We start from the raw sequence: 25,502 nt of genomic DNA, 5'->3' as shown, positions 1-25,502 counted from the left end.
TTTTGATGATGGATTTGTGACCGGCTCAGCGTTGGGTCACCAGATTCTCCGCCCCGCGCTCACGCACCCAAAACAACGTCGCCCCCGCCACAGCCGCCGGCATCATCAGAATGTTGACCACCGGAATCAGCAACACCAGATAAACACTCCCGCCAAAACTCATGCTCTGCCAGCGCTTCTCGCGCAGCCAGGCAAGCATCTCGTTCCAGCCGAGCTTGTGGTTGTCCGCCGGGTAGTCGATGTACTGGATCGCCATCATCCACACCCCGAACAGCAGCCACAGCGGTGCGGCGATGATGTTCGCCACGGGGATGAACGAGAGGACGAACAACCCGATCGCCCGCGGCAGGAAGTAACCGAGCTTGCGCATTTCCCGAGCCAGGGTGCGCGGGATCATGGCGATCAGTTCGCCCCAGCTGAAGGCCGGGAAGTCATCGGTGCCGCGCACCACCACTTCGACTTTCTCCGCGAGGAAGCCGTTGAACGGCGCGGCGATGACGTTGGCGAGCATGGTGAAGGTGAAGAACACCATCAGCACCACCAGCACCACGAAAATCGGCCAGAGCACGTAGCTGAGAAAACTCAGCCAGTCGGGCAGGGACGGCATCAGCGTATCGACCCACAGGCTGAATTGATGGCCGGCCAGATAGATCAATCCGACGAACAGCACCAGATTGATTGCCAGCGGCAACAACACGAACAAACGCAGGCTGGGGCTCAGGACGAGCTTAAGGCCTTCGCGCAGGTATTGCGGGCCGGACAGAACAGGGGCGGGCATATCGTGCTCCGAGCAGAGGGGAAACGCGCCGACCTTACCGGCTTTGCCTTACGGGCGAAAGCGCGGTCGCAGCATCGACATCAACTGTAACAAAGGCGCCTATATATAAGCTGCAACAGGATAGAGACCGCCTATGAGCTGGATTGTTAAACCGTATTTCCTTAATCTTCGCCCCCTCGATACGCTGCACCCATTCTTTTTACAGGACTGTCGAGTTCAAGCCTTCCCCAAGTGCTTTCAACAGTCCTTTTTTATTCCCGCCGGCAACCCGGCGTTCCGCGCCAGGTGTTTCGGGCCGGTCAACAGGAGCAGGTCATGTCTGAAGTCCGTCATTCGCGAGTGATTATTCTCGGTTCCGGCCCTGCCGGTTACAGCGCCGCGGTCTATGCCGCCCGTGCCAACCTCAAGCCACTGTTGATCACCGGCATGCAAGCCGGCGGTCAACTGACTACCACCACCGAAGTCGACAACTGGCCGGGCGATGTCCATGGCCTGACCGGCCCGGCGTTGATGGAGCGCATGAAAGAGCACGCCGAGCGCTTTGAAACCGAGATCGTTTTCGATCACATCAATGCCGTGGACTTCGCTGCCAAGCCTTACACCCTGACCGGCGACAGCGCGACCTACACCTGCGACGCCCTGATCATCGCCACCGGCGCCAGCGCGCGTTACCTGGGCCTGCCGTCGGAAGAAGCGTTCATGGGCAAAGGCGTTTCGGCCTGCGCCACCTGCGACGGTTTCTTTTATCGCAACAAGCCAGTGGCCGTGGTCGGTGGCGGTAACACTGCCGTGGAAGAAGCGCTGTACCTGGCCAACATCGCCAGCACGGTGACCCTGATCCACCGTCGCGAAACCTTCCGCGCCGAGAAGATCCTGATCGACAAGCTCAATGCCCGCGTGGCCGAAGGCAAGATCATCCTGAAACTGAATTCGAACCTGGACGAAGTCCTGGGCGACAACATGGGCGTGACCGGTGCCCGCCTGAAAAACAACGACGGCAGCTTCGACGAGCTGAAAGTCGACGGCGTGTTCATCGCCATCGGCCACACCCCGAACACCTCGTTGTTCGAAGGTCAGCTGACGTTGAAAGACGGCTACCTGGTGGTGCACGGCGGTCGTGAAGGCAATGCGACTGCGACCAACGTCGAAGGTATCTTTGCTGCCGGTGATGTGGCTGACCACGTTTACCGTCAAGCGATCACCTCCGCCGGCGCTGGCTGCATGGCGGCACTGGACACCGAGCGTTACCTCGATGGACTGCAGAACGCTTCGTTCTGATTCTGTTGAAATGAAAAAACCGGCTTCGGCCGGTTTTTTTGTGTCCACGATTTCACTGACACTGCAAGGCAAATGTGGGAGCGGGCTTGCTCGCGAAGCCGGTGTGCCAGTCGACATATTGAGTGCCTGACTCACCGCCTTCGCGAGCAAGCCCGCTCCCACAGGTACTCAGGCGTTCATCAGCCCTTCAGTCGCTCCTGAACGAAATCCATGACCTTCAACGATTGAGTGATCGCATTGGCGGCCACCCGCCCGCTGTTTGCTGTCAATTCAACTTCGCGAGGCACGCCTCAAGGATGTCCAGCCCTTCCTCCAACACAGTCGCTTCAGTGGTCAGTGGCGCCAGCAGCCGGATAATGTGGCGCGACTTGCCGCTGGGCATCAGCAGCAAACCCGCGTCACGCGCCAGAGCCAGCAGTTGCGTCAACTGCGTCGGGGCCGGTGTGCCGTCAGCATGGGCCAGTTCGATGCCGCGCATTGCACCAACGCCGGTCAGGCGTCCGAGAAAGGGTGAAATCTTGTTCGCGCGCCAGGCTTCGTAACGGCTGACGATCGCTTCTTCCTGCTGCGAGCCCCAGGCATGCAGGTTGGCGTCGGTCATTTCGTCGAGCGTCGCCAACGCAGCGGCGCAGGCAATGGGATTGCCCGAGTAAGTGCCGCCGAGTCCGCCCTTGGGCAAGGTGTCGAGCAGCGCTTTGCGCCCGACCACCGCACCCAGCGGCACACCGCCTGCGATGCTTTTGCCGAGCAGGATCAGGTCCGGCTCGATGCCCAGGCGTGAAAACGCAAAGCGCTGGCCGGTGCGGCCGAAACCGGACTGGATTTCATCGGCGATCAACAGGATGTTTTTTTCATCGCCCAAGCGTCGCAACGCTTGGGCGAACTCGACGTCCATCGCCAGGAAACCAGCTTCGCCCTGCACCGGTTCGACGATAAAACACGCCACGTCTTCGACATCGATTTCGACACTGAACAATCGATCCATTGCCTTCAGCGCTTCGGCGCAGGTCACGCCGTTGTCTTTGCTGGGGAAGGGCAGGTGATACACCGGCCCGGGCAGCACACCGACTTTCTGTTTGTAGGGTGCGACTTTGCCGTTCAGGTTGAGCGTGGCGAGTGTGCGTCCGTGAAAGGCGCCGTCGAAGGCGATGACGACTGTGCGACCAGTCGCGCCCCGGACGATCTTCAAAGCGTTTTCCGCCGCTTCCGCGCCGCTGTTGGTGAGCATGCCGCTGACCGGGTAATCCACCGGAATGAACGCGGCCAGGCGATCCATGAGGTCGAGGTAAGGCATGTGCGGAGCCGCGTTGAACGCGTAGTGCGTCAGCCGGGTGGCTTGTTCGCGAATGGCCTCGACGATGCGCGGGTGGCAATGGCCGAGGTTCAACACGCCGATGCCGCCGACAAAGTCGATGTAGCGTTTGCCATCGATGTCCCAGACCTCGGCATTTTTGCCGTGGCTGAGCGTGACGGGATGAACGATGTTGATCGACCGGCTGATGGTTTCGCTGCTCATGGATGACCGACTCTGAAGAAGGGAGGCTTCTTTTTATCTAAGCCGCGAGCAGCGGTGTCCGGCAAACGAAATAAAGTTGCCGGGTCAATCTTAAAAGTCGGGATGTGGTGTAGAAACAGCGAAGATCAAAAGATCGCAGGCTTTGCCAGCTCCTACATGGATCGGCGCTCACCTGTAGGAGCTGGCGAAGCCTGCGATCTTTTGATGTTGACCTTAAATCAGCGGCGTCTCAGCGGTTGCTGCGAGAACTTCACACCGGCCAATCCATGCGCAATCAACGCACGGATATTGCCGTGATCGCTGCCTTCAGGCGTGGCCACGACAGAACGGTAGTGCTCGCCAAACGCCAGCAGTGCTTCTTCATCGCTCAAACCTTCCAGCAGCGCCAGACCCAAGGTCTTGCACGAACCTTCGTTCTGCCCGGCGGCGTTTTCCACGCCGCCGTTATTGAAAGCCTGTGGCTGGTAGTCGTAACCCGCGGCGATGAACGCCAGGGTGTCGGCAAAAACGTGTTCGCCGCTCTGGAGGCTGGCGCGCAGGGTGTTCAAATCACTCATTGGGTTTTCCTTTGGCGAACGCCGCTAGTTGTTCGGCGCTGGCTTCTTGCTGGTATTGGGCTTTCCACTCGGCGTACGGCATGCCGTAGACCATTTCGCGGGCGTCATCGAGGCTGACCTCGATCTGGCGTTCGTCGGCCGCGGCCTTGTACCACTTGGACAGGCAATTGCGGCAGAAACCCGAGAGGTTCATCAGGTCGATGTTCTGTACATCCTTGCGGCTGTCCAGATGCGCGACCAACCGGCGGAAGGCGGCGGCTTCAAGTTCGAGGCGTTGTTGGTCAGTCATGATGGGCTCTGTGCTTTTAAGTCGTGCGCGAGATGATAAAAGCCTGACGCACGATGCGCCAGACGCGCTCAGCGGCTCGCGGCGAGGGTGATCGACACCGACTCGGCGAAACGCAGGGCATGGGGTTTGTCGACTTCGACCTCGGCATACAGCACCGACGCGTTGGTCATGACCAGATCAAGAATTTCCTGGGTCAGGCGCTCAAGCAGGGCAAAACGATTGCCCTCCACGTGAGCAATGATCGCCTTGGTGATGGTCCGGTAATTCAGCGCGTGATCGATGTCGTTGTCACGCACCGCCTCCTGAGCGGCGTACAGAATGGTCAGGTTGATCAGCACATCCTGCTTGTTGAGGATTTCATCCTCGTTGATCCCGATGAACGTCCGCAGGCACAGGTCCTTGACCCGGATACGTGCCATTCCTGGTTGAAGTTGTGGCATTGCTACTTGCTCCGTCCAATCAATTGCAGAAACTCCTGGCGGGTGTTGCTCGACTCGCGGAAGGCGCCGAGCATCACCGAGGTGTTCATGGTCGAATTCTGTTTCTCGACGCCGCGCATCATCATGCACATGTGTCGGGCTTCAATGACCACCGCGACACCCGCGGCACCGGTCACCTGTTGCACCGCGTCGGCGATTTGCCGGGTGAGATTTTCCTGGATTTGCAGGCGACGGGCGAACATGTCCACCAACCGAGCAATCTTCGACAGGCCCAGCACTTTACCCGTTGGAATATAAGCCACATGCGCCTTGCCGATGAAGGGCAACAGGTGATGTTCACAGAGCGAGTACAGCTCGATGTTGTCGACAATGATCATTTCATCGTTGTCGGAGGCGAACAACGCGCCGTTGACGATTTCTTCGACACTCTGTTCATAACCGTGACACAGGTACTGCATGGCTTTGGCCGCGCGCACCGGTGTATCGAGCAGGCCTTCGCGGTCGGGATTTTCACCGAGACCGATGAGGATCTCGCGATAGCTCTGGGACAGGGATAACGTCATGGAACATCCTCGCGGGCCAATCTATTTGAGGTGCCGTCCGCCGTTGACGGTCAGGGTCGTGCCGGTGACATAAGGGTTGTCGAGCAAATAGCGCAGGCTCTGGTAGATCACTTCGCTGCCGGGTTCGATGCCCAGCGCAGACTTGGCCAGGACCTTGGTGCGGTAGGCCGCGTCGTCATCGGGATTGAACAGTAGCAGGGCCGGAGCGATACCGTTGACCTTGATGTCCGGTGCGAACTTCGCGGCAAAGGACAGGGTGAGACTGTCGAGCCCGGCTTTGCTGGCGCAGTAGCCGATGTGCTTGCTGCTGCCCTTGCGGGTGACATCATCGCTGATGTGCACGATGTCGGCCGGGCTCGAGCGTTGCAGCAAGTCGGCGCAATGCAGGTTGATCAGGTAGGGCGCCAGCATGTGCACGCTGAACAGGCGGGTGAAGGCTGCGGCGTCGGTGTCCGGCGTTTCGGTCAGCCATTCGGAGGCGTTGTGGATGATCGCGCGCAGGCTGTCGGCGTGGGTTTTCAGTTCGCTGATGAAGGCGAAAATTCCGGCTTCGGTGGAAAGGTCCGCGAATACCGCCGTCGCGCCCAGGTCACGCAACGCCTGTACGCCGGGGCGTTCAGTGCGATAGCTGAAGATCACGGCATGGCCGTCTTCGAGCAGACGCTGCGCGCAGTGCAGGCCGACACGCTGGCCGGCACCGGTAATGAGGATCGGGGCGGATGAAGAAGTCATGAACGGCTCGCGTCGCGGTAAGAGCAAAACTATACCAGCGACGGGAGCGGTCTACCTATTGGTGCGGCAACCTCTGTGCGAGCCTGTGTGGCGAGGGAGCTTGCTCCCGCTTGAGTGCGCAGCACTCACAAAGGGGCCGCTACACAGCCCAGCGCGAGCAAGCTCCCTCGCCACACAAGCTCGCTTCCACAGGGGGTTATCAGTGGTTTTGAGTGGTGGGCTCGGATGGCAATCGCCGCGTCGGCGTGCTTTGCAGCCAGCCTGCCAGCACCCGGGTCGACAATGGAATAAAGAAGTAAACCATCAACGGCGTCAGGCACAGCGTGCTGATCAACACCCGAGGCAGCAGGCTCATTTCGCCGAGCAGCGGCCCCAGCACAAAGTTGAACAGCAACGACACCGGAAAGAACGCCAGCCAGATCGCCACGGCCTGTTTCCAGCGTGGCGGACGTTGGCCGGCAGCGCCGAACCAGCCTTCGATGCCGCTCACGCGATGTTCCGTCTTATGCGCAAACAGGTCGCTGCCGCGTGCAAGCCAGGCAGTACGAGAGGCGGAATGCTCCCAGGCGTGCATGGTCTGCTCGTTGGCGAAACGGAAAATAATCTGGAATTCGTCGTCGTCGGGCGGCGGGGCGAGCACGCCTGAGCCGAGATAACCCTGGAAGTCGGTGGCCAGTTGTTCGCCTTCGCGCAACCAGGCCATCAGGTCTTGATAACGCCCATCGGTGACGCGGCGCGCAACCATCAGCGTGACGGGTGAGGTAGACATTTTGTATCTCCATATGACAATCGCGAGCCTCCGGGTAGGAGGTTCGCCAGGCGCAGCACCGGGGTGGTGGGCTGCGTCTCGGAACAAGCAAGGATTATTCCGGATTCTACAGGTTATGCCCCTGACAATCGTTGCTCATCCAGGCCTTGAATGATGATGGGGCAAGAGAGTTAGAATGGGATCCAATTTAATGTACGGACTTTGACTGCCCAATGCCTGTCTTGACTGACGATGTCGCTGGTGCTCAGACCGCTGTTCCTCTTGAACGGGAAGAGCTGTTTCCGATTCGCGAGGTGTCTCGGCTGACAGGCGTCAACCCGGTCACGCTACGGGCATGGGAGCGCCGTTATGGTTTGATCCAGCCTACGCGCACCGAAAGCGGGCATCGGTTGTATGCGATGGCCGATATCGAGCGGGTCTTCAGTATCCTTGGCTGGATCGACCGCGGCGTTGCCGTCAGCAAGGTCGGCAAGATCCTGGCCAGGACCGCGCCGCTGCAGGCGCTGTCGCACCTCATCCCCAATGAACTGGTGCAAGCTGACTACGGGCAGTGGCAGGAACAGGTCAAAGCAGCCGTCAGCGCATTTGATGAGGTCCAGCTGGAGCAGGTCTATGGACAGATCTTTTCCAGTTACCCCCTGACGGTGGTGTTCCAGGACATTCTGATTCCGCTCTGGCAGCAATTGCTGCAACGCCATGAAGGGTTCGGTCAGACAAGCGAGTGGCTTTTCCTGGATGGCTTTCTGCGTTCTCGTGTGTTGCAGCGCCTGCTGCTGATGCGTGTCATGCAGCCGCGTCGTGTGATTGTCTGTGCCCTGAACGATCAATGTCGTGAGCTTGAAGTGCTACTCACGGCGCTGTTTCTGAGCAGTGTCGATTCGGCTATTCAATTGCTGGCGATCGGTCATCCCTTCGACGAATTGACCCTGGTTTGCGAAAGAATCAAGCCACAGGCATTGGTGCTGGTGTCCAGTCATGCACCCGCCCCTGAACTATCGCGGCGTTTGAATCGACTGGCCATGAGCCTGGATTGCCAGTTGATGCTGGCCGGTGATGCGTCCGATCTGGCGCAGGAGAGCCTGACCGGATCGTCCATTGGATGTCTGGGGAGCGAGGGAGTGGTGATGCGTCAGCGCCTGAAGCAGTTCCTGGCAGGCAATCTGGATACCTGAGTCAGAGGTGCAGGGCGGGATGCGTCAGCCGGTGCTGCTGAAGGATGTACTGGCGCAGGCGCTCGGTTTCGTCGGTGTCGCTCTGACTCAACTGATACGCGTAGAAACCGCTGTCGGTTTCCTTCTCGAAGGTGCCGCGCATCGCGATCCGTTCATAGCCTGAAGGGCTGAACCACAAGGCGAAATGTTTGGGCGGTTTGGTCTTGTTGCGAACTTCCAGCAGGACGCCTTTGAACGACACCTCGTGCACCCACATCGTACCAGGCTGGCCACTGGCATTTTCCAGGGCGACTGGCTCTTCGAGTACCAGGCGCCATGGCCGGACCATCGGCCCGTCCTCATAGATGCTGGGAACGCCGAGGCGTAAATGCAGCGCATGAAATTCGTCTTCCACCAGATGCAGCGGGAAGGTCATTTGCTGATTTTCGAAATTGGCCTGGATGGTGACTTGCTCATGTGCGGCAAGGCGCGTGAGCAAGTCACGGATTTGCGAACCACCGTTGACGAGCAGGCTCGACGTTGCATCCCGCACATTGAGTTGCGGGTTGTGTTGCATGGTCTGGATGAAATCCAGCTCATCCTGGGTCAGGAGTGCGTCGCGTTGCATAATCTGCTCGAAAAAAAAAGTTACAAAGCCACCGGTGATTCTAGTTAATGACAATCAATTCTTGATTTGGTTTTCGCCGTTCGTCGCTTTTAGTTCGGCAAGCTCTTTTTGAAGCTCGGCCACTTGCGCCTCAAGCTGTGTAACCCGCTGCTGCGCCTTGACCTGAACAGTCACGTCTTTTTGTACGCCGACAAAATAGGTCTGACCGTCGCTGGGGTTTTTCACCGTCGAAAGCGACAGCTCATTCCAGAATGGGGTGCCGTCCTTGCGGTAATTACGCAGGACTTCCCGACAGGACCCGCCGCTGTCCAACGCCTCGCGAATCAACGGCAGTGCTTCCTGATCGCGGTCACCTGACTGCAGAAAGCGGCAATCCTGGTAGAGGATTTCTTCGCTGGTGTATCCGGTCAGACGTTCGAACGCCGGGTTGACGTAAATCAGAATGTTGTCTTGCTCGCCTTCCTTTTCGGCGATCACGATGCCGTCGTTGGACGCATTAATCACCATTTGCAGCAGCTGCGCGTTGATCATTGAAGAATCCCTTCCCGATTGATTGACGTTCTGCATTCTAAAAGAACAATGAGGTCTCTGCTGTTAATATCCCAGTCTTTTACTCAGCTTCAGGATCAGATTGATGAAAGTCGCCATACTTTCCGGCTCGGTGTACGGCACGGCTGAAGAAGTCGCCCGCCACGCTGCGAACATTTTGAAAACTGCGGGATTCGACACCTTTCACAACCCGCGTGCGAGCCTCGCCGATGTTCAGGCCTTCGGCCCCGAAGCCTTTCTGGCGGTGACCTCGACCACCGGCATGGGTGAACTGCCGGACAACCTGCAGCCATTGTATTTTTCCATTCGCGATCAGTTGCCGGCGGCCTGGCGTGGTTTGCCGGGCGCCGTGATCGGCCTGGGCGATGCGAGCTACGGCGACACGTTCTGCGGTGGCGGCGAGCTGATGCGTGAGCTGTTCGGCGAACTGGGCATCCACGAGGTACTGCCGATGCTGCGCCTGGACGCCAGCGAAAGCGTCACGCCGGAAACCGATGCCGAGCCCTGGCTGGCGGAACTGGTCACGGCCCTGCGGGGCTGACTGGCCGTTCGTGCATACGCGGCTTTTGACGGGTGAGGAAGGTTCGGTGCCGAGGTGGATCAAGGTTCTGACGGGGCTGTTGAGCAGGGGTGCTGCGCCGTAGCTGGCGTCGGTACTTTGACTTGGATCCAGGCTGGGTTGCGCACTGACTCGCTAGGCCATCAAGCTGGCTGCCAATGCAACTACACGAACCTCGAGGGCTGACTAGACTCGGTAGTCATTGGATACACTCCATAATAAGAAGCGAGGTTCCTTGACGTGAGCGTAGCCCCCCTCCAATCGCCCCACAGTGTCAAAGACCAGGTCAGCGCCGCCGAGTGGCAGGCCCGTGTCGATCTGGCTGCCTGTTATCGCCTGGTCGCCCTGCATGGCTGGGATGATCTGATTTTCACCCACATTTCCGCCAAGGTGCCCGGCACCGAAGACTTCCTGATCAACCCGTTCGGGCTGATGTTTCACGAGATCACGGCGTCGAGTCTGGTGAAGGTCGATCAGGCCGGCAACAAGCTGATGGACAGTCCTTACGAGATCAACCCGGCGGGGTACACCATCCACAGCGCCGTGCATGAAGTGCGTCACGATGTGGTTTGCGTGCTGCATACCCACACGTCGTCGGGCGTTGCGGTGTCGGCGCAGAAGCAAGGCATTCTGCCGATCAGCCAGCAGTCATTGTTCGTCCTGTCCAGCCTGGCCTACCACGCCTACGAAGGCGTTGCGCTGAACCATGAAGAAAAGGCGCGGCTGCAAGCCGACCTCGGTGAAAACAATTTCCTGATGCTGCATAACCACGGTCTGCTGACCTGTGGCGGCACCATCGCCGACACGTTCCTGATGATGTTCACCTTCCAGCGTACCTGCGACATCCAGGTGATGGCGCAGAACGGCGGCGCGGAACTGATCGCCATCGAACCGCAGGTTCTGGCGGGCGCCAAGGCGATGATCGCCGGCATCACCAAAAGCGCTCAAGGGATGGGCGGCGCGCTGGCCTGGCCGGCGTTGCTGCGCAAACTCGATCAACAAGACGCGGGATACAAACTCTGATGCCTCTCGCCGAGATCCCCCTGTGTGTCTGGCGCAAACGCGGCCAGACGTTCGTATTCCGTGGCCAGACCATTCGTTACTGGACGGCGGGGCAGGGTGAGCCGCTGTTGCTGATCCATGGCTTTCCGACGGCGAGTTGGGACTGGCATTACCTGTGGCAGCCGCTGGCCCAGCGCTATCGGTTGATCGCCTGCGACATGCTCGGCTTCGGTGATTCCGCCAAACCGGTGCACCACGAATACAGCCTGCTGGAGCAAGCCGATCTGCAACAGGCATTGCTGGCGCATTTGGATGTCGAACAACCGGTGCACGTACTGGCCCACGATTATGGCGACAGCGTGGCTCAGGAACTGCTGGCCCGGCATTACGAGTCGAGCATTCATCTGGCCAGTTGCGTGTTCCTCAATGGCGGCCTGTTTCCGGAAACCCATCGCCCGGTACTGATGCAGAAACTGTTGCTCAGCCCGCTGGGCTGGATGATCGGCCGGGCCTTTTCCCGGGCTGCGCTGGTGAAGAGTTTCCGGCGGATCTTCGGGCCACAGAGCCGTCCTACCGAGAGTGAGATGGATGACTTCTGGAGCCTGGTGGACAGCAATCACGGGCCGCGGATCCTGCACAAACTGATTGCCTACATTCCCGAGCGACGCGTCCAGCGCGAACGTTGGGTCAGCGCGATGCAGCGCGGTGATGTGCCGCTGCGGGTGATTGATGGCGCGGCCGATCCGATCTCCGGTGCGCACATGGTCGAGCGCTATAGGAAGTTGATCCCTGAACCGGATACGGTGCTGTTGCGCGGCATTGGCCACTACCCGCAGACGGAAGCGCCAGCGCAGGTGCTGAAACATTATCTGGCGTTTCGCGACCGGCTGATTTTGCCGCCGCGGAAGGCGGCCTGTTCCTGATTATCCCCCAGCCTTATCGAGCACCATTCAGCTTCACCGGTATTCATTGTGACCAGCAACGCCTTGCCTGACACTCGGACTCATTGTCCCTTGGCCTGGAGTCCCCCAATGAATGAGCCTGTGCGCTTCGAAGATAAAGTCGTGATCGTCACGGGGGCCGGTGGCGGCCTAGGGCGCGCCCATGCGCTGTTGTTTGCGAAGCAGGGCGCCAGGGTGCTGGTCAACGATCTCGGCGGCTCGGCTCAAGGCGAAGGCGCAAACGCTTCTGCAGCCGCCCGGGTCGTGGCTGAAATTCGCGAGGCCGGCGGCACTGCCGAGGCCAACCATGACTCCGTCACCGATGGCGACAAACTGGTGCAACACGCCCTCGACGCCTTCGGCCGTGTCGACGTGGTGGTCAACAACGCCGGAATCCTGCGGGACAAGACCTTCCACAAAATGGACGACGCCGATTGGGACCTGGTTTACCGCGTCCACGTCGAAGGCGCCTACAAAGTCACCCGCGCCGCGTGGCCGCACCTGCGCGAGCAAAACTATGGTCGTGTGATTTTCACGGCGTCGACCTCGGGCATCTACGGCAACTTCGGTCAGTCCAACTACGGCATGGCCAAACTCGGCCTCTACGGTCTGACCCGCACGCTGGCCATCGAAGGCCGCAAAAACAACATCCTGGTCAACGCCATCGCCCCCACCGGCGGCACCCGCATGACCGAAGGCCTGATCCCGCCGCAAGTCTTCGAACAACTCAAACCGGAACTGGTCAGCCCGCTGGTGGTGTACCTCGCCAGCGAGAACTGCCAGGAAACTTCCGGGCTGTTTGAAGTCGGTGGCGGCTGGATGGGCAAGGTGCGTTGGGAGCGCAGCCTGGGTGTAGGGTTTGATCCGCGAGTCGGATTTTCACCGGAAGATGTGGCGGCGCACTGGCAGCAGATTTGTGATTTCGAAGGGGCGGCGCATCCGAAGGACAATATTGAAGCATTGAAGGAAATGATGGCGAATTTGCAGAAATACGCCCTCTGATTCCATTAACGCTGTTCACTTAAGCGCGGGCACGCACAATTTGTGGCGAGGGGATTTATCCCCGTTGGGTCGCGAAGCGGCCCCAGCGTCCGGCTAAACAGACTGAATTGTCCGGTTTGGCGACTGCTTCGCAGTCGAACGGGGATAAATCCCCTCGCCACAGATTTCTTGCTCGCCTGAAGATTTTCTTAAGTGAACAGCATAACCCTCTGATTCCATCGCTTTCGGAAGGGCTCGCCTGAGACCTGCCATCCCTCAAAAAACCATCGCCCATAAAAAAGGCCGCTGCAAACGCAGCGGCCAAAGCAAGACGTTGGATCAGGAGCTACAAATCAACGTCAGTGAACACGGGGCAATGAGTCGAAAATCTTCGAATCATTCAAATCGGATGACGATGGGATGAACAACTCACATCCTGTCGCTTTGCGCTTTCTAGCCATTCGACTGAAAGCACGGGCAGATTAACTGCTTGAACCGGAGGGAAACATAGCGATTCGTGACATGAACTGTTGCAGCATAAGTAACAGTGCACGCGGATTCCGTCAGCAGGCCATGCGTGCGGTTGATTGTTCCCTATCCAGCCCGTCCATACCCTGCGCCAACCTTCGCCCTGTGCGGCCATTCATCCTTTAGAGGTACATAACGAATACCTCCTTCGTGCGCTTATCGCCCCCGACCTGCGGCAGTAGGGTGTGGCCTTCTGTCACTCACCGGGGAAGACGCATGACAAAAACAACAATGCGCGCCATCTTCACACCGCAGGCGCTGGCCGCTGCGGTGGCCTTGGGTTGCTGTGCCCAGGCGCAGGCCGTTTCATTCAACATTGGCGAAATCGAAGGGACTTTCGATTCTTCGTTATCCGTTGGCGCGAGCTGGGGCATGCGCGATGCCGACAAGTCGCTGGTAGGCATCGTTAATGGCGGGACCGGCCAGGCATCGACCGGTGACGACGGGCGCCTGAATTTCAAGAAGGGCGAGACCTTCTCCAAGATCTTCAAGGGCATTCACGACCTCGAACTGAAGTACGGCGACACAGGGGTGTTCGTGCGTGGCAAGTATTGGTACGACTTCGAACTGAAGGACGAAGACCGCGAGTTCAAGCCGATCAGCGACCACAATCGCAAAGAAGGCTCCAAGTCGTCCGGTGCGCAGATCCTCGATGCCTTCGTCTATCACAACTACTCCATCGCCGATCTGCCGGGCACCGTGCGCGCCGGCAAGCAGGTGGTCAGCTGGGGTGAAAGTACCTTCATCGGCAACTCGATCAACAGCATCAACCCGGTCGACGTTTCAGCCTTCCGCCGTCCTGGCGCGGAGATCAAGGAAGGCCTGATTCCGGTGAACATGCTGTTCGCCTCCCAGGGCCTGACCGACAGGCTCACCGTGGAAGGCTTCTATCAACTGGAGTGGGACCAGACCGTTCTCGACAACTGCGGCACCTTCTTCGGCGGTGACGTGGCGGCGGACGGATGCACCACGGGATACACAGTTGCCAGCCCTGCGATCGCACCGTTGCAACCAATCGCTGCGGCGTTTGGCCAGGGCTTTCAGGTCGGCCGCGAAGGCGTGATTGTTCCCCGTGGCGGCGACCGCGATGCCCGCGACTCCGGGCAATGGGGCACGGCACTGCGCTGGCTGGGCGACGACACCGAGTACGGTCTGTACTTCATGAACTACCACAGCCGCACGCCGAACGTCGGCACCACCACCGCCGGGCTGGGTACGCTGGCACGGATTCCGGGCATCGTCGCTACCGCGAACGCGATTGCACCCGGTACCGGCTCGGCGCTGGCCCAGAGTGTGATGCTCGGTCGCGGACAGTACTACCTCGAATACCCGGAAGACATCCGTCTCTACGGCGCGAGCTTCTCCACCACCTTGCCCACCGGCACCGCATGGACCGGCGAGATCAGCTATCGCCCCAACGCACCTGTGCAGGTCAACAGCACCGACCTGACACTGGCCTTGCTCAACCCGATCGCCGGCGGCGCAGCTTCGCCGATCGCCACCCGGCCCGGCGCCGACAACAAGGGCTATCGCCGCAAGGAAGTGACGCAGGTCCAGAGCACCCTGACGCACTTCATCGATCAGGTAGCGGGGGCGGATCGTCTGACCCTGGTGGGTGAAGCGGCCGTTGTTCACGTCGGCGGGCTGGAGGACAAAAGCAAGCTGCGTTACGGCCGTGACTCGGTGTACGGCGCATACAATTTCCGCGGTGACACTGACGGTTTCGTGACCTCGACCTCCTGGGGCTACCGCGCCCGCGCCATCCTTGATTACAACAACGTCATCGCCGGGATCAACTTCAAACCCAACCTGTCGTGGTCCCACGACGTCGCCGGTTACGGCCCCAACGGGCTGTTCAACGAAGGCGCCAAGGCGATCAGCGTCGGCGTCGATGCGGACTATCGCAACACCTACACCGCGAGCTTGAGTTACACCGATTTCTTCGGTGGTGACTACAACACCCTGGAAGATCGCGACTTCCTGGCGTTGAGCTTTGGCGTGAACTTCTGATCTGGCTGAGAAGGATGATTTCAATGCGCAAAATGATTCTGCAATGCGGCGTTCTGGCCCTGAGCCTGTTGGCCGCCAATGTGATGGCCGCGGTGTCGGCGGAAGAAGCGAACAAACTCGGCACCAGCCTGACGCCGTTGGGCGCCGAGAAGGCGGGCAACGCCGATGGCTCGATTCCGGCCTGGACCGGCGGCCTGCCGAAAAACGCCGGCGCGGTGGACAGCAAGGGTTTCCTGGCCGACCCGTTCGCCAATGAAAAACCGTTGTTCACCATCACGGCGGCGACGGTCGACAAACACAAGGACAAGCTCTCCGACGGCCAGATCGCGATGTTCAAGCGCTATCCCGAGACCTACAAGATCCCGGTCTACCCGACCCATCGCACGGTGGCCTTGCCACCGGACATCTACGAGTCGGCCAAGCGTAGCGCGCTGAACGTGACGCCGATTAACGATGGCAATGGCCTGGCCAATTTCACCGGCAATCGCTACTACGCGTTTCCGATTCCGAAGAACGGCGTCGAAGTGATCTGGAACCACGTCACCCGTTATCACGGCGGCAATTTGCGTCGCACCATCACCCAGGCCACGCCGCAGTCCAATGGCGATTTCACGGTGATCCGTTTCAAGGATGAAGTCGCGGTGCCTTCGCTGCTGGGTGATTTGAAGCCGGGCAGCGACGAGAACGTCCTCAGTTATTTCAAGCAGGAAGTGACGGCGCCGGCGCGGCTGGCGGGCAACGTGCTGCTGGTTCACGAGACCCTCGATCAGGTCAAGGAAGCGCGCAAGGCGTGGATTTACAACGCCGGCCAGCGCCGTGTGCGGCGTGCACCGCAAGTGGCCTATGACGGCGTCGGCACGTCGTCCGACGGGCTGCGCACCACCGACAACTTCGACATGTTTTCCGGCGCACCGGACCGCTACGACTGGAAGCTGATCGGCAAGAAGGAAATGTACATCCCTTACAACAGCTACAAGCTCGACTCGCCGGACCTCAAGTACACCGATGTGATCAAGGCCGGGCACATCAATCAGGACCTGACCCGCTACGAGTTGCACCGGGTCTGGGAGATCGTCGCCACGGTCAAGCCCAGCGAGCGGCACGTGTATGCCAAGCGTCACATGTACATCGACGAAGACAGTTGGCAGGTGGCACTGGCCGATCACTACGACGGTCGCGGTCAGCTTTGGCGCGTCGCCGAAGGTCATGCTCAGTTCTACTACGATCACCAGGTTCCGGCGTATACGGTAGAAGCACTGTATGACCTGATTGCCGGTCGCTACATTGCCCTGGGGATGAAGAACGAAGAGAAGCGCAGTTTCGAATTCGGTATCGCTGCCAAAGCAGGTGACTACACGCCAGCAGCGCTGCGGAGTACAGGGGTGAGGTAATCATTCCTACAGCTCCTACAGAAAAAGGTGACTTTGCGGTCACCTTTTTTATAGGTGTCGATCAGTGTGTTGAATACTTCTTCAATAAGTTGTGTAGAGAGGACTAGGGTGGCGCCACAATTATAAAAAGGCGCACCACTATGACCGCCATGACCCCGTGTCTGGACCGTCCTGGACTCCTGCCCCGCTTGTCTTCCCATCACCTGTCACGCGACCGGTTGATCGAGCCGTTACTGGCCTCGACAGCGCGGGTGAAACTGCTCTGTGCGCCGGCCGGCAGTGGCAAGAGTGCACTGCTCATCGAATGCCTGCTGCGGGCGCCCGAACAGTGTCACGTCTGTTGGCTGCCGTTGGCGGGTGCGTCGTTGAGTGCCGGCGAATTTCGCCAGCGGCTGGCTCACGCGTTGGGATCGGACTCAGCGGACGAACCCGGATTGCTGGCGTATCTGGCGCAATTGCAAACGCCGACCTGGCTGTGTCTCGATGACTATTGCCGCACGCCCAACCCGGAGCTGGATCTCTTGCTCGACCGGCTATTGGCGATCAGTAGCCCGATGGTTATCTGGTGGCTGAGTGGTCGCCGCCGTCCGCTCTGCAATTGGCCACGCCTGTTACTGGCAGATGAACTGTACGACTGCGAGCGCGCCACGCTGGCCTTCACTGAAACTGAAATCGCCCGACTGTTGCATCATCTTGAGCCGGAGCAGGCCACCAAACGTGCCGGCCGGATCATCGAGCTGAGTGGCGGCTGGTGCGCGGGCGTGCGGATTGCGCTGCTGCAAAAATGCGATTGGTCGCGCAACGAGCAACTGCACGGTCGACCCGATACGCTGCACGATTACCTTCAGCACGAACTGTTCAGCATTCTGACCCCGGAGCTCGCGGAAGCCTGGCGGGTGCTCGCCCACCTGCCGCGTTTCAATGCCCGGCTGTGCGACCACTTGTTCGGTGCGGGAGAGGGCGCCCAGTGCCTGAGCACATTGCAGGCGTTGGGTTGTTTTATCGAGCCTTGGCAAGACTCGACGGACTGGCTGCAGATGTTCGCGCCCCTCACGCAGTTGATGCGCGAAGAGCAATGGCCGGAGGGACGCTCCTGGCATCGTCGCGCCTGTCAGTGGTTCGCCGCCGAACTGGAATGGAAAGCCGCCTTTGAACAGGCCTTGCTGGCGGAAGAGTTCGAAGTCGCGGTCAGCCTGTTGCAGCATTTCAGTTTCGAGCAGCTGTTCGAGGAGCAGACGGTGGTGCTGTTGTTGCGTCTGCATGAGCGACAAGGCGAGGAGTTGATGCTGGGCTCGCCGCAACTGGTGGGGTTGATCACCGCGGCGTTGCTGTTCGCCGGTCGATTCGAGCAGGCGGGCGAATGCATCGAGTATCTATCGCGTTTCCTGCCTCAACCGTCGACGCTACAGCAACGGCAGCTGATCGCACGCTGGCAAGCCTTGCAGGGTTGGCTCCTGCATTTGCAGGGGCGCATGGAGCCTTCGCGGGCGCATTTGCTGGAGGCGCTCAGCGAGCTCGGTCCGCAACTGTGGAGCGCCCGCCTGATGTGCCTGTCCGGCCTGACCCAGCAAGCGCTGCTGCGGGGCGAGCTTGACGTGGCGCAGGCCCTCAACCGTGAGGCGTTGTGCCTGGCGCGCGCGCAAGGTTCGCTGGTGTTTGAAGGGCTGCTGGAACTCGATCACGCGCAGTTGCTCGAGCAACGGGGGGCGTTCGGCAGGGCACAGCACTTGCTGGTGAACATGCACGATTTGCTCGCCCAACGGCAACCGCTGGCCGAACCGTTGCTCGGGCGGATCGCCTTGCGTCGTGGGCGTTTGAGCCTGACTCAGGGGCGAGATGTGCAGGCGGCCGAGTACTTCGAGAGCGGACTGCAGATGTGCCTGCGCAGCCAGGACAAGCGCGTGCTTTACGGGTTCCTCGGCCTGGCGCAACTGGCCGCCAATCGTCTGGACTATGCCCAGGCCTTCGTTCATCTGCGTGACGCCGAACGGTTGATGCAGCAATGGCGGATTCCAGACACGGTCTATCGCAGTGTTCTGCTGCAGATCAGCAGCCATTTCTGGCTACAGCAGGGGCGCCCGGAATTGGCCCGTGATGCTCTGATCCGTGTATTACGTCACTATCGCGGGCCTCACGCGCGCCAGGCTCCCCCGGCAACGCTGGAGCTCATTGCCCGTATCGAATACCAGTTGGTGTTGGCAGAGACTTATCTGCAACAAACGCAGAAGCCCCTGGATCGGCTCCGCCATTTGCTTGATCACGCGCAACAGCACGCCATGCTGGCGTTGGAAACGGAGCTGCAGTTGGCGATCAGCGAAGTGGCGGACCTGACCGGTGAGCCCGGGCTGGCCAGGACGGCACTGGCGGCTGGACTTGCATTGGTTGACCGTTGCAACGCGCAACAAGCGTTGCGCGATCTACGTTTGCGCCAACCGGGTTTGCTTTGCCGTTTGCGAGGGGATGCTTCGGTTGCCGGAATGGCGACCGATGCCAGCCGGCTGAGCATCCGAGAACTTGAAGTGGTCACCCTGATTGCCCAAGGCAACTCCAATCAACAAATTGCCGAGCAACTGTTTATTTCCTTGCACACGGTAAAAACCCATGCCCGGCGAATTTACAGCAAGTTGGGCGTGGAGCGTCGTACGCAAGCGGTGGCAAAGGCCAAGGAAATGGGCGTTGTTACTTAGGTGGGAGAGGAGCCGTTCTCATTTGAACTTTACGATTGCATACAGGTTGCCGGTATGGTTTTTTAAGTTGTTCGCTGTATATTTCAAATCATCGGCAGTTCGAGGCTATTGGTTTTATATGTCCATGCTGTGCCGGTCGAATTAATGTTTCATCTTTATAAAATTTCATCAATTTATTAGCGGGCTTGGCAGGAAGTTTGAGCCTGATAACGTGACAGGAAGTTGATATGAGTGACAGTTTTTACGCGTACAGCAAAATTTCACAATTGAAAAAAACTCGTGCGGATTTCGCAGTGAAGGTGTTGTTGACCGAGCGTTTGCACAAATTCGGAGTCAGCCCTTTCAAAACCTACCTGAGTACGGTAGTTGACATTATTAATTACAACGTGAGTTCTTCGCGATCGTTGTACGAGGAAGCGCTGGAGTACGTCAAAAAGGAAACGCTACCTGATTATGTTCAGGGGACCAGCAATGTTTTCAGTCGACAGTTTTCCTTTGATCCGAAGGATCGGGTTGAAGGGTTGGGATTGATTGAATTTGAAAACATTGTCATTGATATCGTCAGAGGGCTGACAACCGAGCCCTCGATCAATCTTTCCAATCGGTCGATCCGCTCATTAAATGTCGAAGATGTTCACGCGGCATTGAAGTATGAAGTGCCCGAAATAAATGTGGATGAAGTGTATGTGACCAGTTTTGTGATGGTAGGGGGTGAACGAAAGGTGTTTAGCTCCAGAAGTCTGGCTGAAGATGTCCATGCCTCTCTCCAGCATGATGATATTCCGTACTACCACGGCGACGAAGTAGGCGTTTATTCGGTCGCCTACAGTTCGCAGGAACATCATCTTCATCCGCAATTGACAACACGTGATATCAGTAACTTAGTGATCGACGTTGTTCCGCTTTTCCTGATCTGATCCTGAACGATCCTCGTAGCCCATCCGCCAACTCACGGCCCGCGTCGCCGCCAGCAACCGCTGCGCCGCCGGGCCGTTTTCGTCGGCGTGGAACAATGACGTCGGGCCGACAATCGTCATGACCGCAGCCACATTCCCGACGGCGTTGAAAACCGGTGCCGACAAGGCATCGACGCCCGGCATCAACAAACCATGCACATGATGCAGACCGCGCTCGCGGATCTGTTGGCACAACGCGGCATACGCCTCATCGTCCGCCAGCGCATGGGCATTAGCGTTGTGCAGTTCCTGCTCGCGCAGGTCCACGGTTTCTCGCTTCGGCAAATAGGCGCCGAACACAAGCCCGGTCGACGAGCTGAGCAACGGCAACACCGAGCCCAGTTGCGTCACCACCGTCACCGCGCGCACCGCGGGTTCGATATGCACCACGGTCGCGCCCTGATTGCCCCACACCGCCAGAAAGCACGTTTCGTTCAATTCATCGCGCAACTCGGCCAGGGGCAGGGCGGCGACTTTGAGCACGTCCATACTGTTGAGTGCGGCCAACCCCACACGCAAGGCTTCGCGGCCCAGGCCGTAGTGGTTAGTGGCGGTGTTCTGCTCGGCAAAGCCGCTGGCAATCAAGGCCTGCAAATAGCGGTGAACCTTGCTCGCCGGCATCTGCACGTGCTCGGCCAGGCGCGACAAGGACGTCGACGGCGACAACTCGGCCAATGCCTTGAGGATGTCGGTGCCGACCTCGGCCGAGCGGACTTTCTGTTTGTCGTTGTTGCGCGGCGTTTCCATGGAGGCGGCCTGATCCCGGGACGAATGGGCGTCTTTATAGCTTGACGGTCAATACCAATCAAATTACGTTGTGCGTAATCAAATTACGATAAAAATAACCCGGGCGTGCCAGGACCTCTGAAACAGAGTGACAGGCCATTGCCTACTCCCTGTTCAGGAGGCTCCATGAACCTCGATTCAACGGCGCCAGCGCTGGCTTATCAGTCCGGCTTCGGCAACGAATTCAGCAGCGAGGCGTTGCCCGGTGCATTGCCAATTGGCCAGAACTCCCCGCAAAAAGCCCCGTACGGTCTCTACACCGAGTTGTTCTCCGGCACCGCGTTCACCATGGCCCGCAGCGAAGCGCGGCGCACCTGGATGTACCGCATTCAGCCGTCGGCCAATCACCCGGCGTTCGTCAAACTGGACCGGCAACTGGCCGGCGGCCCGTTGGGTGAAGTGACCCCCAATCGCCTGCGCTGGAATCCGTTGGATATTCCGACCGAGCCCACCGATTTCATCGACGGGCTGGTGAGCATGGCGGCCAATTCGGCGGCGGAAAAACCGGCCGGGATCAGTATCTATAGCTACCGCGCCAACCGCTCCATGGAACGCGTGTTCTTCAATGCTGACGGCGAAATGCTGCTGGTGCCGGAACAGGGACGGCTGCGCATCGCCACCGAACTGGGCGTGCTGGAACTTGAACCGCTGGAAATCGCCGTGCTGCCGCGCGGTCTGAAATTCCGCGTCGAACTGCTCGACCCGCAAGCGCGCGGCTACATTGCGGAAAACCACGGCGCGCCATTGCGCCTGCCGGACCTCGGACCGATCGGCAGCAACGGTCTGGCCAATCCGCGGGACTTCCTGACCCCGGTCGCCCATTACGAAAACCTCAAGCAGCCGACCACCCTGGTGCAGAAATTCCTCGGTCAGTTGTGGGGCTGCGAGCTCGATCATTCGCCGCTCAACGTGGTCGCCTGGCACGGCAATAACGTGCCGTACAAATATGACCTGCGTCGTTTCAACACCATCGGCACGGTCAGTTTCGACCATCCGGATCCGTCGATTTTCACCGTCCTGACCTCGCCGACCAGCGTCCACGGTCTGGCCAATCTGGACTTCGTGATCTTCCCGCCACGCTGGATGGTGGCCGAGAAAACCTTCCGTCCACCGTGGTTCCACCGCAACCTGATGAACGAATTCATGGGCCTGATCAAGGGCGAATACGACGCCAAGGCCGAAGGCTTCGTGCCCGGTGGCGCGTCGTTGCACAGCTGCATGAGCGCCCACGGCCCGGACGGCGAAACCTGCACCAAAGCGATCAACGCTGAGTTGGCCCCGGCGAAAATCGACAACACCATGGCCTTCATGTTCGAGACCAGTCAGGTGCTGCGCCCGAGCCGTTTCGCCCTCGACTGCCCACAACTGCAAACCAACTACGACGCCTGCTGGGCCACGCTGCCCGCCACTTTCGACCCGACCCGGAGATAACCCATGACTCAGACTTCCATCACTCGTAGCTGGGTTGCCTCCGCCAACGGTCATGCGGATTTCCCGCTGCAAAACCTGCCGCTGGGCGTGTTCAGCGTGAAGGGTTCTGCTCCGCGCAGTGGCGTGGCGATTGGCGAACATATCTTTGATCTGGAAGCAGCACTGGAGGCCGGCCTGTTTGACGGTGCTGCAAAAACTGCCGTCGAAGCCACCCGTGGCGGTCAGCTCAATGCGTTTTTCGAACTGGGCCGCGAGGCGCGCGTTGCCCTGCGTGAACGCTTGATAGAGTTGTTCCAGGAAGGCAGCACCCTGCACGGCAAGATCGAAGCCCAAGGTGCAAAACTGCTGCCGCTGGCGGCCAATTGCGAGATGCACCTGCCGGCGAAAATCAACGATTACACCGACTTCTACGTCGGCATCGAGCACGCGCAAAACGTCGGCAAACTGTTCCGTCCCGACAACCCGTTGCTGCCGAACTACAAGTACGTGCCGATTGGTTATCACGGCCGTGCCTCGACCATTCGCCCGTCCGGCACCGACGTTCGCCGGCCGAAAGGCCAGACCCTGCCGGCCGGTCAGACCGAGCCGACCTTCGGCCCGTGCGCACGCCTGGATTACGAGCTGGAGCTGGGTATCTGGATCGGCCAGGGCAACGAGATGGGCGACTCGATCGCCATCGGTGACGCCGCTGATCACATCGCCGGTTTCTGCCTGCTCAACGACTGGTCGGCGCGGGATATCCAGGCGTGGGAATACCAGCCACTGGGGCCGTTCCTGTCGAAGAGTTTCATCACCAGCATCTCGCCGTGGGTCGTGACGGCCGAAGCGCTGGCGCCGTTCCGTCGCGCGCAACCGGCGCGTCCTGAAGGCGATCCGCAACCGCTGCCGTACCTGTCCGACAAACGCGATCAAGCCGCTGGCGCCTTCGACATCGAACTGGAAGTGCTGCTGCTCACAGAAGCCATGCGCGAGCAGAACCTGCCGGCCCATCGCCTGACCCTGAGCAACACGCAACACATGTACTGGACCGTGGCGCAACTGGTTGCGCATCACAGCGTCAACGGCTGCCAGTTGCAAGCGGGTGACCTGTTCGGTTCGGGCACGTTGTCGGGGCCGGAGAACGGTCAGTTCGGCAGCCTGCTGGAAATCACCGAGGGTGGTAAGAAGCCGATCGAGCTGGCGTCGGGCGAGGTGCGTAAATTCCTTGAGGACGGCGACGAAATCATTCTGCGTGGCCGTTGCAGCCGCGAGGGTTTTGCTTCCATCGGTTTCGGCGAGTGCCGCGGCAAAGTGTTGCCGGCGCGTTAAGAGGAACGGGTCATGGAACTCTATACCTACTACCGTTCGACCTCGTCTTACCGGGTGCGTATCGCGTTGGCATTGAAGGGGCTGGATTACCGGGCGCTGCCGGTCAACCTGATCGCGCCGCCCGGTGGCGAGCATCGCCAGCCAGCGTATCTGGGCATCAACCCGCAAGGCCGGGTGCCAGCCTTGCGCACTGATGAAGGCGAGTTGCTGATCCAGTCACCGGCGATCATCGAGTACCTGGAGGAGCGTTATCCACAGGTGCCGCTGCTGTCCAAAGACCTCGCCGCTCGCGCTCATGAACGGGGCGTGGCGGCGGTGATCGCATGCGATGTACATCCGCTGCACAACGTCAGCGTGCTCAACCGGCTGCGGCAGTCGGGCCACGATGAAACGCAGGTGGTCGAGTGGATCGGGCACTGGATCGGCCTGGGCCTGGCGACGGTCGAGCAGTTGATTGGCGATGCAGGTTATTGCTTTGGCGATGAGCCGGGATTGGCGGATGTGTATCTGATTCCGCAGCTGTACGCGGCTGAGCGGTTCAACATTTCGCTTGAGGCATACCCACGGATTCGTCGGGTTGCGGCGCTCACCGCGACACACCCGGCGTTCATCAAGGCGCACCCGGCGAACCAGCCAGACACCCCTTAAAAGAAGCAAGATCAAGAGATCGCAGCCTGCGGCAGCTCCTACAGGGCGTACACCATCCCACCGTAGGAGCTGCCGCAGGCTGCGATCTTTTGCTTTTAATGAACGATCGAGTTGGGAGGGAGATGCCCGAGCCGTTCAGTCAGGCGAATCCGCTGGATCGGGTCGTCGCTGAGCAGTAGGGCATGCTCCAGATCGAAACGCTCGGCGTTCGGGCAGTCCAGTCGCTGGTAGAGGCTGGCCCGGGCCAGGTAATCGGAGGCGCTCGCGTTGCCCAGCTCCAGCACACGCTCGGCGTCGATCAGAGCGCCGATGTAATCATCGTGAGAAAGGTGCAACTGGCGCAGGTTGCGCGACAGTCGCTGCAGCATCTGCACCGGTTCGGCAGTCAGCAGATGCTCGGCGCTGAGCTTCATGTTCGGGCCGAATTGGCGTTGCAGCAGTTCACGGCAATCGTTGGGGTACAACCGGCGTCCACCGCAAGGGTCGAGCAAATGATCGGCCCCCGGAACCCGCAGCAGGAAATGCCCGGGGAAGTTGACCCCGACCATGGGGATTTCCAGGCCTCTGGCCAGTTCCAGCGCAATCAGTCCCAGTGCCAGCGGTTGTCCGCGCCGGCGTTCCAGCACTTTGTCGAGCAAGGCCGCTTGCGGGCGCAAGGGGGTAAAGTCGTCCTGGGCGAAACCCAGGTCATTCAGGCGTCGCAACAGCGGTTGGGCCAGTTCGCTCACCGGCAGCATCGGCAGGCCGCAACTGACGCGTTGTTGCAGGTCCTTGAAGTGGGTCAGAATCGCCGCTGGATTCACTTCCTTGTCATGCTCGACGGACATCCACAGCGCTGCCTCGAACAGCGCGGGCGGTGATCGTTGCAGACAGTCGAAGAAGCGTTGGCGGGGCGTCATCAAAATCTCCGGCGAATGCCTCGTTTTAGCCTCGTCTGCGGCGTTCGTCCAGTGGCATGCCGGGTTATGCCCGAAACCGTTGAATAGCAGCGATGCTTATTCCGGTGCGCTTCTGCAATTTTTGG

The 25,502-nt window shown here is 59.6% G+C and carries 25 protein-coding genes; 13 read left to right on the top strand and 12 right to left on the bottom strand.

The window, feature by feature from the left end; translation table 11 throughout:
* Positions 1 to 25: 25 nt before the first annotated feature.
* Positions 26 to 778 (bottom strand): sulfate transporter CysZ, encoded by a 753-nt coding sequence (gene cysZ, locus ACYZTL_RS11220; RefSeq protein WP_461951850.1) that lies wholly within the window; start codon positions 776 to 778, stop codon positions 26 to 28.
* 315 nt (positions 779 to 1,093) lie between these two features.
* Here cysZ and trxB point away from each other — a divergent pair, with 315 nt between their 5' ends.
* Entirely contained in the window at positions 1,094 to 2,056 is a 963-nt protein-coding gene (trxB, locus tag ACYZTL_RS11215; protein WP_084318134.1) for a thioredoxin-disulfide reductase, read from the top strand.
* 265 nt (positions 2,057 to 2,321) lie between these two features.
* Here trxB and ACYZTL_RS11210 read toward each other — a convergent pair whose 3' ends face one another.
* The 7 genes from ACYZTL_RS11210 to ACYZTL_RS11180 form a co-directional block, all read right to left on the bottom strand.
* Positions 2,322 to 3,572, bottom strand: a complete 1,251-nt coding sequence (locus ACYZTL_RS11210; protein WP_461951849.1) for a 2-aminoadipate transaminase — start codon at positions 3,570 to 3,572, stop codon at positions 2,322 to 2,324.
* 218 nt (positions 3,573 to 3,790) lie between these two features.
* Complete coding sequence (locus tag ACYZTL_RS11205) at positions 3,791 to 4,129, bottom strand: HopJ type III effector protein (RefSeq protein ID WP_461951848.1); 339 nt, start codon at positions 4,127 to 4,129, stop codon at positions 3,791 to 3,793.
* Complete coding sequence (locus ACYZTL_RS11200) at positions 4,122 to 4,418, bottom strand: DUF1244 domain-containing protein (RefSeq protein ID WP_461951847.1); 297 nt, start codon at positions 4,416 to 4,418, stop codon at positions 4,122 to 4,124. Before ACYZTL_RS11200 ends, ACYZTL_RS11205 begins: the two co-directional genes overlap by 8 nt.
* Before the next feature lie 68 nt (positions 4,419 to 4,486).
* A complete protein-coding gene (gene folX, locus ACYZTL_RS11195; protein WP_461951846.1) occupies positions 4,487 to 4,858 on the bottom strand; it encodes a dihydroneopterin triphosphate 2'-epimerase in 372 nt (123 codons plus the stop codon).
* A 2-nt stretch (positions 4,859 to 4,860) separates the two neighbouring features.
* Positions 4,861 to 5,421 carry a GTP cyclohydrolase I FolE gene (folE, locus tag ACYZTL_RS11190; RefSeq protein ID WP_461951845.1) on the bottom strand — a complete coding sequence of 187 codons (561 nt, stop codon included), beginning with the start codon at positions 5,419 to 5,421 and terminating at the stop codon, positions 4,861 to 4,863.
* 21 nt (positions 5,422 to 5,442) lie between these two features.
* Positions 5,443 to 6,153 carry a dihydromonapterin reductase gene (folM, locus tag ACYZTL_RS11185; RefSeq protein ID WP_461951844.1) on the bottom strand — a complete coding sequence of 237 codons (711 nt, stop codon included), beginning with the start codon at positions 6,151 to 6,153 and terminating at the stop codon, positions 5,443 to 5,445.
* Between the two features lie 199 nt (positions 6,154 to 6,352).
* On the bottom strand, positions 6,353 to 6,922 hold the full coding sequence (locus ACYZTL_RS11180) for an antibiotic biosynthesis monooxygenase (protein WP_461951843.1): 570 nt from the start codon (positions 6,920 to 6,922) through the stop codon (positions 6,353 to 6,355).
* 212 nt (positions 6,923 to 7,134) lie between these two features.
* Between ACYZTL_RS11180 and ACYZTL_RS11175 the strand changes: the two genes are divergently transcribed.
* Complete coding sequence (locus ACYZTL_RS11175; protein WP_461951842.1) at positions 7,135 to 8,094, top strand: MerR family transcriptional regulator; 960 nt, start codon at positions 7,135 to 7,137, stop codon at positions 8,092 to 8,094.
* Between the two features lies 1 nt (position 8,095).
* Here the strand turns inward: ACYZTL_RS11175 and ACYZTL_RS11170 are convergent, their stop codons facing one another.
* Positions 8,096 to 8,701: a hypothetical protein gene (locus tag ACYZTL_RS11170; protein ID WP_461951841.1), complete on the bottom strand. Its 606-nt coding sequence runs from the start codon at positions 8,699 to 8,701 to the stop codon at positions 8,096 to 8,098.
* A 54-nt stretch (positions 8,702 to 8,755) separates the two neighbouring features.
* Entirely contained in the window at positions 8,756 to 9,232 is a 477-nt protein-coding gene (locus ACYZTL_RS11165) for a PAS domain-containing protein (protein WP_461951840.1), read from the bottom strand.
* Positions 9,233 to 9,335: 103 nt separating this feature from the next.
* Between ACYZTL_RS11165 and ACYZTL_RS11160 the strand changes: the two genes are divergently transcribed.
* From ACYZTL_RS11160 to ACYZTL_RS11125, 8 genes are all read left to right on the top strand, one after another.
* A complete protein-coding gene (locus tag ACYZTL_RS11160; protein ID WP_461951839.1) occupies positions 9,336 to 9,791 on the top strand; it encodes a flavodoxin in 456 nt (151 codons plus the stop codon).
* A 258-nt stretch (positions 9,792 to 10,049) separates the two neighbouring features.
* A complete protein-coding gene (locus ACYZTL_RS11155) occupies positions 10,050 to 10,832 on the top strand; it encodes a class II aldolase/adducin family protein (protein ID WP_461951838.1) in 783 nt (260 codons plus the stop codon).
* A complete protein-coding gene (locus ACYZTL_RS11150; RefSeq protein WP_461951837.1) occupies positions 10,832 to 11,734 on the top strand; it encodes an alpha/beta fold hydrolase in 903 nt (300 codons plus the stop codon). The genes ACYZTL_RS11155 and ACYZTL_RS11150 overlap by 1 nt, the downstream gene beginning before the upstream one ends.
* A 108-nt stretch (positions 11,735 to 11,842) precedes the next feature.
* A complete protein-coding gene (locus ACYZTL_RS11145; RefSeq protein WP_461951836.1) occupies positions 11,843 to 12,754 on the top strand; it encodes an SDR family oxidoreductase in 912 nt (303 codons plus the stop codon).
* Positions 12,755 to 13,477: 723 nt separating this feature from the next.
* Entirely contained in the window at positions 13,478 to 15,271 is a 1,794-nt protein-coding gene (locus ACYZTL_RS11140; RefSeq protein ID WP_461951835.1) for a DUF1302 domain-containing protein, read from the top strand.
* A gap of 23 nt (positions 15,272 to 15,294) precedes the next feature.
* Positions 15,295 to 16,662, top strand: coding sequence for a DUF1329 domain-containing protein (locus ACYZTL_RS11135; protein ID WP_461951834.1), 1,368 nt, complete (start codon positions 15,295 to 15,297; stop codon positions 16,660 to 16,662).
* A 140-nt stretch (positions 16,663 to 16,802) separates the two neighbouring features.
* On the top strand, positions 16,803 to 19,349 hold the full coding sequence (locus ACYZTL_RS11130; RefSeq protein ID WP_461951833.1) for a helix-turn-helix transcriptional regulator: 2,547 nt from the start codon (positions 16,803 to 16,805) through the stop codon (positions 19,347 to 19,349).
* A 227-nt stretch (positions 19,350 to 19,576) separates the two neighbouring features.
* Positions 19,577 to 20,266 (top strand): hypothetical protein, encoded by a 690-nt coding sequence (locus ACYZTL_RS11125; RefSeq protein WP_461951832.1) that lies wholly within the window; start codon positions 19,577 to 19,579, stop codon positions 20,264 to 20,266.
* Here ACYZTL_RS11125 and ACYZTL_RS11120 read toward each other — a convergent pair.
* Positions 20,231 to 21,052, bottom strand: coding sequence for an IclR family transcriptional regulator (locus tag ACYZTL_RS11120; RefSeq protein ID WP_461951831.1), 822 nt, complete (start codon positions 21,050 to 21,052; stop codon positions 20,231 to 20,233). The two genes, ACYZTL_RS11125 and ACYZTL_RS11120, sit on opposite strands and share 36 nt — an antisense overlap.
* 165 nt (positions 21,053 to 21,217) lie before the next feature.
* Here ACYZTL_RS11120 and hmgA point away from each other — a divergent pair, with 165 nt between their 5' ends.
* Genes hmgA through maiA form a run of 3 tightly spaced genes read left to right on the top strand, consistent with a single transcriptional unit; the run spans position 21,218 to position 24,478 of the window.
* The gene (gene hmgA / locus ACYZTL_RS11115) at positions 21,218 to 22,522 is read left to right on the top strand and encodes a homogentisate 1,2-dioxygenase (RefSeq protein WP_461951830.1); all 1,305 of its coding nucleotides are present in this window, start codon (positions 21,218 to 21,220) and stop codon (positions 22,520 to 22,522) included.
* Positions 22,523 to 22,525: 3 nt separating this feature from the next.
* Complete coding sequence (gene fahA, locus ACYZTL_RS11110) at positions 22,526 to 23,830, top strand: fumarylacetoacetase (RefSeq protein ID WP_461951829.1); 1,305 nt, start codon at positions 22,526 to 22,528, stop codon at positions 23,828 to 23,830.
* A 12-nt stretch (positions 23,831 to 23,842) separates the two neighbouring features.
* Positions 23,843 to 24,478: a maleylacetoacetate isomerase gene (gene maiA / locus ACYZTL_RS11105; protein ID WP_461951828.1), complete on the top strand. Its 636-nt coding sequence runs from the start codon at positions 23,843 to 23,845 to the stop codon at positions 24,476 to 24,478.
* A 95-nt stretch (positions 24,479 to 24,573) separates the two neighbouring features.
* Here the strand turns inward: maiA and ACYZTL_RS11100 are convergent, their stop codons facing one another.
* Positions 24,574 to 25,377 carry a SirB1 family protein gene (locus ACYZTL_RS11100; protein WP_461951827.1) on the bottom strand — a complete coding sequence of 268 codons (804 nt, stop codon included), beginning with the start codon at positions 25,375 to 25,377 and terminating at the stop codon, positions 24,574 to 24,576.
* Between the last annotated feature and the right edge of the window lie 125 nt (positions 25,378 to 25,502).

The sequence above is a fragment of the Pseudomonas sp. LB3P81 genome, from assembly GCF_054897965.1.
Note: the sequence above shows the minus strand (reverse complement) of the source record. Positions and strands in the feature narration are given on the sequence as shown.

What these genes read in the sequence shown, in the direction of transcription:
- ACYZTL_RS11170 (WP_461951841.1), bottom strand. Translation starts at nt 8,701, where the DNA reads ATGCAACGCGACGCACTCCTGACCCAGGATGAGCTGGATTTCATCCAG.
- maiA (WP_461951828.1), top strand. Translation starts at nt 23,843, where the DNA reads ATGGAACTCTATACCTACTACCGTTCGACCTCGTCTTACCGGGTGCGT.
- ACYZTL_RS11165 (WP_461951840.1), bottom strand. Translation starts at nt 9,232, where the DNA reads ATGATCAACGCGCAGCTGCTGCAAATGGTGATTAATGCGTCCAACGAC.
- ACYZTL_RS11120 (WP_461951831.1), bottom strand. Translation starts at nt 21,052, where the DNA reads ATGGAAACGCCGCGCAACAACGACAAACAGAAAGTCCGCTCGGCCGAG.
- ACYZTL_RS11160 (WP_461951839.1), top strand. Translation starts at nt 9,336, where the DNA reads ATGAAAGTCGCCATACTTTCCGGCTCGGTGTACGGCACGGCTGAAGAA.
- ACYZTL_RS11175 (WP_461951842.1), top strand. Translation starts at nt 7,135, where the DNA reads ATGCCTGTCTTGACTGACGATGTCGCTGGTGCTCAGACCGCTGTTCCT.
- hmgA (WP_461951830.1), top strand. Translation starts at nt 21,218, where the DNA reads ATGAACCTCGATTCAACGGCGCCAGCGCTGGCTTATCAGTCCGGCTTC.
- ACYZTL_RS11150 (WP_461951837.1), top strand. Translation starts at nt 10,832, where the DNA reads ATGCCTCTCGCCGAGATCCCCCTGTGTGTCTGGCGCAAACGCGGCCAG.
- fahA (WP_461951829.1), top strand. Translation starts at nt 22,526, where the DNA reads ATGACTCAGACTTCCATCACTCGTAGCTGGGTTGCCTCCGCCAACGGT.
- ACYZTL_RS11210 (WP_461951849.1), bottom strand. Translation starts at nt 3,572, where the DNA reads ATGAGCAGCGAAACCATCAGCCGGTCGATCAACATCGTTCATCCCGTC.
- ACYZTL_RS11140 (WP_461951835.1), top strand. Translation starts at nt 13,478, where the DNA reads ATGACAAAAACAACAATGCGCGCCATCTTCACACCGCAGGCGCTGGCC.
- cysZ (WP_461951850.1), bottom strand. Translation starts at nt 778, where the DNA reads ATGCCCGCCCCTGTTCTGTCCGGCCCGCAATACCTGCGCGAAGGCCTT.
- ACYZTL_RS11145 (WP_461951836.1), top strand. Translation starts at nt 11,843, where the DNA reads ATGAATGAGCCTGTGCGCTTCGAAGATAAAGTCGTGATCGTCACGGGG.
- ACYZTL_RS11205 (WP_461951848.1), bottom strand. Translation starts at nt 4,129, where the DNA reads ATGAGTGATTTGAACACCCTGCGCGCCAGCCTCCAGAGCGGCGAACAC.
- ACYZTL_RS11180 (WP_461951843.1), bottom strand. Translation starts at nt 6,922, where the DNA reads ATGTCTACCTCACCCGTCACGCTGATGGTTGCGCGCCGCGTCACCGAT.
- ACYZTL_RS11130 (WP_461951833.1), top strand. Translation starts at nt 16,803, where the DNA reads ATGACCGCCATGACCCCGTGTCTGGACCGTCCTGGACTCCTGCCCCGC.
- folE (WP_461951845.1), bottom strand. Translation starts at nt 5,421, where the DNA reads ATGACGTTATCCCTGTCCCAGAGCTATCGCGAGATCCTCATCGGTCTC.
- folM (WP_461951844.1), bottom strand. Translation starts at nt 6,153, where the DNA reads ATGACTTCTTCATCCGCCCCGATCCTCATTACCGGTGCCGGCCAGCGT.
- trxB (WP_084318134.1), top strand. Translation starts at nt 1,094, where the DNA reads ATGTCTGAAGTCCGTCATTCGCGAGTGATTATTCTCGGTTCCGGCCCT.
- ACYZTL_RS11200 (WP_461951847.1), bottom strand. Translation starts at nt 4,418, where the DNA reads ATGACTGACCAACAACGCCTCGAACTTGAAGCCGCCGCCTTCCGCCGG.
- ACYZTL_RS11135 (WP_461951834.1), top strand. Translation starts at nt 15,295, where the DNA reads ATGCGCAAAATGATTCTGCAATGCGGCGTTCTGGCCCTGAGCCTGTTG.
- folX (WP_461951846.1), bottom strand. Translation starts at nt 4,858, where the DNA reads ATGCCACAACTTCAACCAGGAATGGCACGTATCCGGGTCAAGGACCTG.
- ACYZTL_RS11125 (WP_461951832.1), top strand. Translation starts at nt 19,577, where the DNA reads ATGAGTGACAGTTTTTACGCGTACAGCAAAATTTCACAATTGAAAAAA.
- ACYZTL_RS11100 (WP_461951827.1), bottom strand. Translation starts at nt 25,377, where the DNA reads ATGACGCCCCGCCAACGCTTCTTCGACTGTCTGCAACGATCACCGCCC.